Consider the following 11,890-nt stretch of genomic DNA (forward strand, 5'->3'; position numbering starts at 1 on the left):
TTCTTAAAGGTATTTTAAGTAGGTCTTAACAATGAATCAGAAGTTAACACGAGGGCTCAGAGTGTTTGCCAAAACTGTTGAGGTGGGCAGTATGAGTAAGGCCGCAGAGTTATTACACATGACCACCTCAGCAGTGAGTCAACAAATTAGTAAATTAGAACAAGACTTAGCCTTAAGTTTATTTAATCGCAATACCCGTAGCCTTACGCTTACCGAGGCAGGTAGCATTTACTACAAGTCAGCAATCCAAATCTTGCAAACCGCGGAGCAGGCCGAGCATGAACTGGAGCTGCTACAACACACGCCTTCTGGGGTACTAAAAATATCCGCCCCCATAGGGTTTGGTGGCGGGTTGTTAAGCAAACCTTTGCAGTATCTCAGTGAGCAGTTTCCACAAATCAAGGTCGACTTAACCCTAACCGATGATGCCATCGATATTATCGCTAACAGCATCGATTTAGCCATCTGTATAGGCCCTTTACAAGATTCCGGCTTAATTGCCAGACACCTTGCTGACTGGCAGCTGATCCCCTGTGTGAGCTGCCATCACCCATTAGCAAAACTCAAGGTTTCACACCCTGAGAGCTTAGTTGCCCACGCGCTAATTGGTCACTCTAGTGCTAAGACTAACCCCTACCAATTGCAACATCAGTCAAGCCAAGAGCAATTAACATTGTCGGCACCAAGGTTTATGGTCAACAACATGCAAGCCTGTATTCAATTGACCCTAGACGGCATTGGCTATGGTATCTTGCCGGAGCCTGAGATCAGACATCACCTGGCCACAGGTCGCCTGAAGCGACTTTGCCCACAATGGAGCTTACCTCATTATAGTGTCTATGCTGTGACTCCACATCGCGATACCGTGGCTGCAAAAACCACCGCGGCCATCGACAGTTTAAAGCAGTGGTTTACTCAGGTTTCAACGGATAACCAAGTCTTTGTTGGTAACGAATAACATTTAACGGGCAGTGAAGTCGACACTTTGTTGCTGCTGAAATAATTTGCCGCAACAGCACTTCCTTTTATCTGGAGGCGGCAAATTGGGAGAATGGATAGTGGTGTGTAATAATCATGTTTACTACATGGTTGTCTCGGTTAAAAATAACGGCACGGGTTACGCTCAACCACATCAACCGCTGTAAAGTCACTATTTAAGATACATAAAAAACAAACTAATGCAAATTAGTTTTAACATACATAATTTCCCTTTTATATTCTCTTTCCGTTTTCGGCACATAAACAAAAACGCCGGCTTAAATAAGCCGGCGTTGCAATCAGGGTGTTATATTGATTTATAGGTCAAATGTGCGCGACACAGATAACACCACACGCTCATCAGCCGTGTCCCAATCTAGGTTGGTATTTTCTGCAGCCACTTCAATGTTGAAGCCTTTAAATGCGGTTTGGTAAGCCAAACGGTAATGGTGGTAAGAAGAGTCATTGCCATCCCATGCATACTTATTACCATCTAATGAGTTAGACACATCAAAGCTGGCTCTTAAGGCATGGCCTTCAGCAATCTCGAATGTATGCGCTACCATAGCAATGGTGTGACCTGCGCCAGTGCCGAAGTAATCCCAGCTGTACCAGAAATTAAACTCAGTTTGGCCGTACTCACTGGCATAACCAAATTTACTGTATACTTCTGGGTAGTTACCATCACTGGAGTTATCACCACCATGATAGCTGTAGTAAGCGATACCGTAGTCAACACTCCAGTTCGAGTTTAGCTCTAGGTAACGGCCAACGTAAAAGTCCCACTCAAGATCGGTGTCACCACCAAAGTCAACATTAGACGCCCAGCTGCCAGCGTAAACGCCGTTGTCGAATGCTTTGTCAATGCTGCCTTGCAGTGCAGGGTCGTTTTGCGTTTGGCTTACACCGTTAAAGGTGTAATCAGATACCCCAGTTAGTGTTGCAGACCAATCCGCTGCAGCGTGCGATGATGCTAATACTAAAGGTAATGCGCAAAGTGTTTTCTTAAAAGTTGTCATCTGGTTGTATCCCTAGTTTACTGATTCAATTTTGTTAAAGTCGACTAAATTATCTTTTGGTGAGCTATCGATATTGCTCACGGTCTTAAACTTGCTGTAGCCAATATAGGCAAAACAAGAGAAGAACAGACCGATCACTAACGCACCTACCCACTGGATCTGCAGGAAGTTAAGCTTAAATAGCAAGGTCAATAGCGATAACGCGACGATATTAAATAAAATATAGTTTCTTTTTCCTAAACGACTAACAGTTAGGTTCAAGTTATCGGTATAAAGTCGAATGAGTGAGTCAAGTGAGTTAATTACAAATACCACACCGACGAACACCATCGCGAAATTCTTGATACCCGTTGTTGGGATCCCCGCCTCATGGTAGTGATAAAGCACGCTGAACCAAGCTGCGATAGGAATAGATGGGAATACCAACATCGCCGCTAGCACTTGGTAGGTCTTCAAACCACCCACAAAGCGTGAGGTAAACTGACCAATCATGATGCTCCACGCGAACCACCAGAATAGGTAGAACTCATGGTAATCATTCAGTGGCAAGACAAACTGATGGATATTGGCAAAGTAATCACCAAGTAAGACTAGATTGTCCGTGTAAGCCGACATTTCACTGTCGCCAAACAAGAACGCAGCAGCCCACATAAAGGCGATTAAGCCAATAAATACCCACGTGGTAGTGATACTTAAAAAGCGCACATACTTAAGGCTAGTACTTGAATACACCGCAAACGCAATGGCGGCAAATACGATCAAGTAGAAGGCCGGAATTACCGACTCACCGTCACCAACACTGGGTAAATACCAAGGCAGGTTAGACAGCAGTAGGAATGCCGTAAACGCACAAGTACCAATGATCACTAGGTTATTAATAAACTTCACCCAAGGAATTTCAAAGAATTTCACTTTGGGTTCTATTACGCAGAAATAAAAACACGTAAGAAAGTAGAACCCCCAGATTAAGAACCCCCAGAAACCAAATTCAATGGCTAATGGGTTGGTAAATCCATATTCTGGGCTTGCTTTTATGTCTGCGTAACCCGCAAACTCCGTAAGCGGAAACATGATAAGGCCAACGTCGAGGCCAGAAGTAAATAAGATAGCAATAAACGTAAACGTTTTAACCGGTGTCACACCGACGCACTGTAGGTTACCCCACTTCACTAAAATAAAGGCGATTGCCAATAGAGTGAAAATGATGCCTGCACTAAGCCATACTGTCATTATCACCCTCCCAAAATAGATAGAAGTAACTCATTTTTTCTCCGTTTTTATATTATAGATAAACTAAGCTCGCATTAATGCCGCACGAAATATTCATGCGGCATGCCACTGCAAGTCCCATATGAGGCACGAAACTTCCTCACACGGGTGGCAAATTTAAATCTCCGAACTGCGCTGCACTTGTTGCCAATTTTGCGTCATCGCGACATTGACGTTTTCTTCAGCTAAAGGTGGATTACCCAAGATCATGTCCGCCGCTTTCTCGGCGACCATGATAGTTGGCCCGTTTAGGTTGCCATTAGGAATGGTGGGAAAAATTGACGAATCCACGACTCGCAAGTTTTCCACGCCACGCACACGCGTTTTCGAGTCCACCACGGCCATGTCGTCTTCACCCATTTTGCACGAGCAAGAAGGGTGATAAGCACTTTCCACCGCTTGGCGGACAAAGGCATCAATTTCTTCGTCGCTTTGCACCTGCTCACCTGGTTGAATTTCGCTTTCACGGAACTCATCAAAAGCACTTTGCTCAATGATTTCACGGGTTAATCTGACGCAGGCTCTAAAGCCTTCAATATCTTCTTGTGCCTGAAGATAGTTAAATAGGATTTTTGGCGCCACCGTCGGATCCGCTGACTGAATCGTCACTTCGCCGCGACTCTTCGGTTTGTTATGGCCGACATGCACTTGAAAACCGTGCCCAGCAAACGCACTCTTACCATCGTAGCGGATCGCTGCAGGTAAGAAGTGATACTGCAGATCTGGCCACTCAACCCCAGCTTTAGAGCGAATAAAGGCACAAGATTCAAAGTGGTTAGTCGCACCTAAACCAGACTTATTTAATAACCATTGGGCACCAATTAGGCCTTTTGAGAACAGCCCTAACTTGCCATTTAAGGTGATCGGTTGCTTGCACTTGTATTGGAAATAAAACTCCAAGTGGTCTTGCAGGTTTTTGCCGACCCCCGGTAAGTGATGTTTCACTTCAACACCAGCGGCCTGCAGTGCCTCACGGTCACCAATACCAGATAACTGCAATAGGTGCGGTGAACCAACAGAGCCGGCACTCAGCACCACTTCTTTGTTGGCAGTGGCGGTTTTTACTTGGCCCTTAACGCGGTATTCCAACCCTTTGGCCACCTTGTTGTCATCCACAATGACTTTTTGCGCTAAGGCGCCAGTCACCACAGTGAGGTTACTACGGTGCTTAATGGGGTCTAAGTAAGCGCGGCTAGATGAACAACGTTTGCCGTTTTTCACCGTCATGTGCATAGGGCCGAAGCCTTCTTGCTGTTCACCGTTGTAATCTTTGGTGAAGGCATAACCTGCTTGTTCACCAGCGCTGATAAAGGCGCGGTAAAGCGGGTTGGCCATTTCATTACCATTATTGGTACCCAGTGGACCTTGGCCACCACGGTACTCGTCTTCACCTAAGTACCAAGACTCAGCACGCTTGAAGTAAGGCAAACAGGATTGATAATCCCAACCTTCAGCGCCATGTTGCTGCCATTCATCAAAATCTTTCGCGTGGCCACGTACGTACACCATGCCGTTAATCGATGATGAACCACCTAATACCTTGCCTCGCGGGCAGTGCATCACTCGGTTATCCAAATATGGTTCAGGCTCAGTGTGGAACTGCCAAGCGTATTTGTCGGTATTCATAGGGATCGACAAAGCGGTTGGCATTTGAATAAAAATACTCTTATCACTGCCACCGGTTTCCAGCAGCAGTACTTTATGAGCAGGGTTTTCTGACAAACGATTCGCTAACACACAGCCAGCAGAGCCCGCTCCAACGATAATATAATCAAACTCAGTCATAGTACTCCTCGATTAAAATGGGCTTTCGATATCACACATGCCAACGTATACCGACTTGGTCTGGGTATACTGGTCTAGTGTCTCGACGCCATTTTCACGGCCAATACCGGACTGTTTATAACCCCCTACTGGCATCTCAGCAGGAGAGTTGCCGTAGCTATTAATCCAGCAGATCCCAGCCTCTAATTGATGAATTACACGATGTGCACGTTGAATGTTTTGGCTAAATACCCCAGCCGCTAAACCAAGATGGGTATTGTTAGCACGCTCGATAACCTCTTGCTCGTCGTCGAACACCAGCACTGACATCACTGGGCCAAATATTTCTTCTTTGACTATGGTCATATCGTCATGGCAGTCGACAAAAACCGTAGGCGCTACAAAATAGCCATTAGGTGCAGACTCTGGCTGAATGGCTTCGCCACCAGTAAGTACTGTGGCCCCTTCAGCTTTGCCTTTTTCGATGTAACTCATGACTAGCTCATGGTGAGGCTTCGAAATAAGCGCGCCAAGATTGACATTAGGGTCTAACGGATCGCCTGCAACAATATTATTTTCTGTGCGCTGCTTCAGTTCAGCAAGGAAGGCATCATACACATCACGATGCACAAATACGCGTGTACAGTTAGTACACACTTCACCTTGAGTATAGAAATTACCTAGCATTGCCGCACTAACCGCTTGAGAAATGTCGGCGTCTTCAAAAACGATAAGCGGTGATTTACCACCTAGCTCCATGGTCACTTCCTTGAGGTTGCTAGCAGCGCTTTGCATGACCTTTTTGCCTGTGCCCACTTCACCGGTAAACGAAACTTTTTCAATCTCAGGGTGAGTCGTCAGCCACTGACCAACCTCTGCAGCGCCTTGCACTACGTTGAATACGCCAGCAGGAACGCCTGCTTCAATAAAGATTTCAGCCAGTTTAATCGCACCACGCGGGGTTTCTTCTGAAGGTTTAAAAATTAACGCGTTCCCCGCGGCAAGAGCAGGGCCTGACTTCCAGCACGCAATCTGTAGCGGGTAGTTCCAAGCCCCAATGCCAGCACAAATACCTAATGGTTCTTTACGAGTGTAAAAGAAGTCATCGCCTACAGGCTGTTGTGAACCAATTTGTGCAGGTGCAAGGCCAGCAAAGTACTCAATCACATCAGCACCAGTTTGAATGTCAACGCACTCAGCCTCTTGCCATGGTTTGCCAGTGTCTAGCACTTCAATCTTTGCCAGCTCATCATTGCGTTCGTGCAATAAAGCAACGGCTTTATGTAAAATTCGGCTACGTTCAATTGGAGTCATTTTTGACCAAACAGCAAAGCCTTCTTTGGCACTGTTAATGGCAGCTTGTTGAATGCTTTCATCGGCGACTTCGACTTCGTAAATCACCTCATCTGTTGCAGGGTTTTTAACAGCAAACGTATCGCCTGAACGATTCGCCAAAAACTGGCCATGAATAAAATTTTGGTATACAGGGACTGTCACATTATCCTCCAAACTGCTCTATTAGTGATTGAATGTAGCGCTTAGCCAGTGCTTCGCTGTGTGCAAAGGCTTGATGGTCGGCTTTACTGAGAACGGCCCGAAGCCATAAACCATCAATCATACCCGCAGCCAACTCAGCGGCTTCTTGTGCTTGGGTACGGGTCATAAATGCTGCAAATGACACCGTTAAGTTACTTTGTAAACGTTTGCTATTGACCCGTTGTAGTCGGTGTAACTCTTCGTCGTGCATCGACTGCGCCCAGAAACTCAACCAAGTACGCGTGGCATTAGATTGCTGTTGAACCATGGCAAAGTTCGATTCAACGATAAACATCAACCGCTCCAGGGGGCTGCAGTTGTGGCTGGTTTTATCCAGCAGGGCATACTTAAGGTTATTTAATAAGTAGCGCACTGTTGCTTCAATTAAGCCTTGTTTACCACCAAAGTAATGACTAATGATCCCTGATGAGAGACCCGCCCTTTTACTAATACTGTTGATGGTCGTTGCTTGTAATCCGAGTTCCGCAACAGACTCTAATGTGGCGTCAATTAGCTGCTGACGACGAACAGGTTCCATTCCGACTTTAGGCATAGCTTTTTATTAATTGACCGTTCAATTAAAATAAATGGTAGAGTGATAAAAATGAGACTTCAAGGTTGACTTTTTGTAAAAAGCCAATTTTTTTACGTGTGTACCTAGCTTAATCCCATGATAGCTAAGGGGTTTCGCGGGTTACAAAAAATATTAAAAAAATTTCAAAAATTCGGGAAATTGCAGCAATTTGAGGGCATAAATCCTAAAATTCTCGAAAAATTATGCGCTGAAAGGGCTCATCGCCAGATAAAAGGCAGTATGAAGTGAGAGTAAAAAAACCAAAATGGCTGCCATGATCTAAAGGAAAAGCTAAACGGTGGGAAATAACTGCGAGGCGAATGAGCAATGCCGCCACATTGAGCGAAACGATTTAATACCCAATCACTTTAAATAACAGGCAGCATAAGAACCATATGCTGCAGTGAAATCACGTGACTATGGCGGTGGTGAAATGCCGCGAAAGTGACCATCACTGCGGTAGCTATTCACAAGCAGCTCTATCTGAGGTTTTAGTTGGCCAATCGCATCGTTAATACGAGCTTGTTCGAGCCGATTAAAAGCCCCTTTACGCAACAACATATGCACTTGATTGTCATGCACCACATATGGCCACACTTCTGCTTCTTGATTGCCCAGTTCATTAATGAAGTAACTTCCGGTGATGACATCGTCAACAATGAAATCAACACGCCCTCTCATTAGCATTTCAACTCGGCTTTTTGCACTGGCAATACTGACAAAGTTGTCTCGATAGCTTTCTATCTGCTTTAGCTTTTTTAATTCTTCACCATAATACGAACCAATACTTAAACCGATACTTCGTTGCTGTTTCAGCAAGCTTTCTAGGCTCGTGATTGCAGTGGCAGGGCGCAGCGAAAACAACCGCATCCTTTCAAAGCGGTAAGGCCGAGTAAAATCACCGTATTGCTCGCGCTGTTTGGTGTAACTGGTCATCAGGGCAACGTCAATAACGCCTTTAGACATTTCCTCAAACGTTCTTGCACTGGAGGGAAGGCGGATGTAATTGGTACAGATGGTAATATGCTGGAACACTAATTCCGCTATTTCAACGTCCAGCCCCCATGGACCATGCTGATCAAATACCGTCAATGGCGGCCAATCGGCAACCACACCAATATTTATGGTCTTCTTGCAGGCACTCGCGGCGCTACAAAACAACATCAAGCCACAGCAAAGTAGCAGCCATTGGAGCTGTTTTGTCACACAATCGAATTTCGTCATGGCGCCTCTGTTATTTGCTCGACAACGTACAATAGCAGTTCTTAAAACCCATCGGTGTTACCTCAAAGCAACTTAATTACATAAGTAGAAATAAAATTAAGTTGCGACTTTCAGGGTTATTAACAACTTAGCAATAAGAAGAGAATAGATGACAAGCGCATATAATGACACCCAGTGCCTTAAAAAAGTACCGGGATGACATCAGATCAAGGTTTTATTAACTGCGCGGAAATGTTCAGTATCACTGAGATTAATTATGCAGCGGCAGTAAAATAGCGGATTGAATATGCGCTTTATATTTTTTTAAAAATAAAAAATGCACGAGCCTAGAGCGGCAGCGGCAAAAAGCAAAAATCCTGATCCAAGCCGTATTTGGGAATAAACATCAACGGTTCAGTGACTGGCGTCTTACCTCTGATACTCAAACACCGACTCAATAGAAGTATTAAACACCTTGGCAATTCGAAAGGCCACTTCAAGAGAAGGGGAGTATTTCGCCGCTTCAATGGCCATGATGGTTTGTCGCGTAACGCCCACTAAGTCGGCTAATTGTTTTTGTGTCATTTCATCATGTAAGAAGCGCAGCTTTCTAATATTGTTCTTGATTGGCAGCTCAGCCATAACTCGCTCCCTTGTGCGCCTGCACAAGTTGCGTTCCATAGCCCACCAGCTCCGCCAAAAGAAAAGACACCACTAAGATGTGTAACGCTAAAAATGGAACCGCGATAGTTGCCCCTTGCGGCCAACCATGTGCTTCTGCAGTATATTGGAATATGGCTATACATACTCCAGATTGTAATACCCAATAGGCTGGCTTAAGCCCAGCCAAAGCAATAAATCGCTGGCGTTCATCTAAGGGCTTATCGACATTATCATCGCTGACAAAAACTAATAAGGCACGCCCCGCAATAGAAACAATAATTGAAATAACAATGACCTTCAGCAGCAATCCAGAGACCCAGCTTGGGTCTGCGCGCATGACTGTGCTGGCACTAAGCAACTCAGTCGCATAAAAGTAGAGTATATAGCCGGTTATCAGTAACTCCACCGTGATGGTTAAATCACGAAAACTAAGAGAGTCTAAAAAAGCCTTGAGTTTATTGTCATTGTCCATGTTAAATACACCATACTCTAAGTTAAATATCTTTTACACTTACAGACTAGAACTTAACCAGAGCAATGTCAAATATATTTTACCTCGAGAAAAATAAGTTTGACTTATTACAAAAAAGGCCGGGAAACCCGACCTTTGCTTTGACATCAAAAATAAATTTAACAGGGTGCTAAGCCATTACCCCAGTTGGCGTTTGTAAGCCTGACGATATGCATGCAGCAGCGGCTCGGTATAGCCATTGGGCTGCAGTTTGCCTTCAAACACCAGTGCAATCGCCGCTTTATAGGCCAAGTTTTCGCCTAGCGGCTTACCTTCTTGCACCATAGGCTGGTAGTGTGAGTCATGCTGATTTTGCCCATCTACGACCACTGCCATACGTTGAAATGTTTTCTCAACTTGCTCGGCAGTACAAATGCCGTGATGTAACCAGTTGGCGATATGCTGACTGGAGATCCGTAAAGTAGCTCGGTCTTCCATTAAACCAATGTGATTAATGTCAGGCACTTTTGAGCAGCCGACGCCTTGGTCTATCCATCTCACCACATAGCCTAAAATCCCTTGCACATTATTATCCAATTCCGCCTGAATATCTTCTGCCGAGAGACGGTTGTCTAGCATTAATGGTGGCGTTAACAGACTGTCTAACGAGGCTTGCTGGCGGGTTTTAATTTCTAGCTGCCGAGCAAAGACATCAACATAGTGATAGTGCATGGCGTGTAAGGTTGCCGCGGTAGGTGACGGCACCCAGGCTGTATTCGCTCCCGACTCTGGGTGACCTTGCTTTTGCTCCATCATCAAGGCCATCTTGTCTGGCATTGGCCACATGCCTTTGCCGATCTGGGCTTTTTTGCTAAAGCCCGTTTTTAAACCAATATCGACATTTTGATCTTCATACGCCGCTATCCAAGCCTGGCCCTTGATTTGCGCTTTAGGCAGCACAGCACCGGCAAGCATAGAAGTATGGATTTCATCACCGGTTCTATCTAAAAAGCCAGTGTTAATAAAGACTACCCGTTGCTTTGCAGCTGCGATACACGCCTTGAGGTTCACTGAAGTACGGCGCTCTTCATCCATAATCCCCATTTTTATGGTGTTTTTAGGTAACGCTAGGAGCCGCTCTACCGCACTGAATAATTGCTCGGTAAACGCCACCTCTTCGGGACCATGCATTTTTGGCTTAACAATATTAATGCTGGCCGCGGTGGAGTTTTTAAATGGGCTGTTGCCTTGCAGATCATGCAGCGCAGCCAAACTGGTCATTACTGCATCTAAGATCCCTTCAAACTGCTCATTCCCCTGCTGATCGAGCACCGCCGGTGTGGTCATGAGGTGGCCAACGTTTCGCACAAACATCATCGAACGCCCCTTAAGACTAAAACGCTGACCGTTTAAATCATAATAGCTGCGGTCGGCATTTAAGCTACGGGTCATGGCTTCACCCGATTTCGTAAAGGTTTCAGATAGGTCGCCACGCATAAGACCTAGCCAATTACGATATACCAGCACTTTGTCCTCGGCATCAACCGCGGCAACCGAGTCCTCACAGTCCATGATGGTGGTTAACGCCGACTCTAACACCACGTCTTTGATCCCCGCTTTATCTGCCTGACCAATCGGGTGGTGAGGGTCAATTTGAATTTCGATGTGCAAATCGTGATGACGCAATAAAATGGCACTGGGATTTTGTGGCTCGCCTTGATACCCCACCAGCTGCTCTGGTTGCTTCAGTGTGACCTGAGATGAGTCGTTTAAGGTAATAATCAACTTGCCATCGAGAATCGCATAGTTACTGCTTTCAATGTGTGAACCTTGCTCAAGTGGCAGGGCGCGGTCGAGAAACTGCCTAGCGTAAGCCATGACCTTAAAACCCCGAGTGGGGTTGTATTGTGCAGTGCGTTCAGCCCCATCCTCTTCAGATAAGACATCCGTGCCATACAAGGCATCATAGAGCGAACCCCAGCGGGCATTAGCGGCATTGAGAGCAAATCGCGCATTATTAACAGGTACCACTAGCTGTGGCGCCGCGGCGGCTGCTATTTCCGGTTCGACGTGTTGCGTTTCAATAGTAAAATCTTCTGGCTGTGGCTGTAGGTAACCAATCTCTTCAAGAAATGTCCGATACTCTTCAGCCTGCCAATCAGGGTGTTCACTGTGATAGTCATCAATTTGTTGTTGCAAGCTATCTCTTTTCGCTAATAGTGCCTGATTGATGGGCGTCAGCTTGGTAAAAATATCAGCCAGTCCTTGCCAAAATTGCTGACTTTCAATGCCTGTGCCGGGAAGAAGTGACTGCTCGACAAATTGCGCAAGTGGGGTCGCGATTTGAAAGCCGGAGTGAGAGACGTACTTGCTCATGAGAAATCCTTGATAATTTTTTGAACGGATAGGTCAAACATAAAACAAATCTGACAA

The 11,890-nt window shown here is 45.6% G+C and carries 10 protein-coding genes; 1 reads left to right on the forward strand and 9 read right to left on the reverse strand.

What is annotated here, in order from left to right; translation table 11 throughout:
* Positions 1-31: 31 nt before the first annotated feature.
* Entirely contained in the window at positions 32-958 is a 927-nt protein-coding gene (locus tag ACNKW2_RS01140) for a LysR family transcriptional regulator (RefSeq protein WP_336565454.1), read from the forward strand.
* Positions 959-1,295: 337 nt separating this feature from the next.
* Here ACNKW2_RS01140 and ACNKW2_RS01145 read toward each other — a convergent pair whose 3' ends face one another.
* From ACNKW2_RS01145 to ACNKW2_RS01185, 9 genes are all read right to left on the reverse strand, one after another.
* Positions 1,296-1,997 carry a TorF family putative porin gene (locus ACNKW2_RS01145; RefSeq protein ID WP_336565455.1) on the reverse strand — a complete coding sequence of 234 codons (702 nt, stop codon included), beginning with the start codon at positions 1,995-1,997 and terminating at the stop codon, positions 1,296-1,298.
* Between the two features lie 12 nt (positions 1,998-2,009).
* A complete protein-coding gene (locus tag ACNKW2_RS01150; protein WP_419146907.1) occupies positions 2,010-3,227 on the reverse strand; it encodes a BCCT family transporter in 1,218 nt (405 codons plus the stop codon).
* 156 nt (positions 3,228-3,383) lie between these two features.
* Entirely contained in the window at positions 3,384-5,051 is a 1,668-nt protein-coding gene (gene betA, locus ACNKW2_RS01155; protein WP_419146908.1) for a choline dehydrogenase, read from the reverse strand.
* Between the two features lie 12 nt (positions 5,052-5,063).
* Complete coding sequence (gene betB, locus ACNKW2_RS01160) at positions 5,064-6,527, reverse strand: betaine-aldehyde dehydrogenase (RefSeq protein ID WP_419146909.1); 1,464 nt, start codon at positions 6,525-6,527, stop codon at positions 5,064-5,066.
* 1 nt (position 6,528) lies between these two features.
* Positions 6,529-7,104: a transcriptional regulator BetI gene (betI, locus tag ACNKW2_RS01165; RefSeq protein ID WP_336565613.1), complete on the reverse strand. Its 576-nt coding sequence runs from the start codon at positions 7,102-7,104 to the stop codon at positions 6,529-6,531.
* A gap of 453 nt (positions 7,105-7,557) precedes the next feature.
* Positions 7,558-8,364 carry a substrate-binding periplasmic protein gene (locus ACNKW2_RS01170; RefSeq protein WP_419146910.1) on the reverse strand — a complete coding sequence of 269 codons (807 nt, stop codon included), beginning with the start codon at positions 8,362-8,364 and terminating at the stop codon, positions 7,558-7,560.
* Positions 8,365-8,772: 408 nt separating this feature from the next.
* Complete coding sequence (locus tag ACNKW2_RS01175) at positions 8,773-8,985, reverse strand: helix-turn-helix transcriptional regulator (RefSeq protein ID WP_336565460.1); 213 nt, start codon at positions 8,983-8,985, stop codon at positions 8,773-8,775.
* On the reverse strand, positions 8,978-9,478 hold the full coding sequence (locus ACNKW2_RS01180) for a hypothetical protein (protein ID WP_419146911.1): 501 nt from the start codon (positions 9,476-9,478) through the stop codon (positions 8,978-8,980). Before ACNKW2_RS01180 ends, ACNKW2_RS01175 begins: the two co-directional genes overlap by 8 nt.
* Positions 9,479-9,655: 177 nt before the next feature.
* Positions 9,656-11,833 (reverse strand): malate synthase G, encoded by a 2,178-nt coding sequence (locus ACNKW2_RS01185; protein ID WP_419146912.1) that lies wholly within the window; start codon positions 11,831-11,833, stop codon positions 9,656-9,658.
* Between the last annotated feature and the right edge of the window lie 57 nt (positions 11,834-11,890).

This window comes from Pseudoalteromonas 'SMAR', assembly GCF_048515945.1.
Taxonomy (GTDB): domain Bacteria; phylum Pseudomonadota; class Gammaproteobacteria; order Enterobacterales; family Alteromonadaceae; genus Pseudoalteromonas.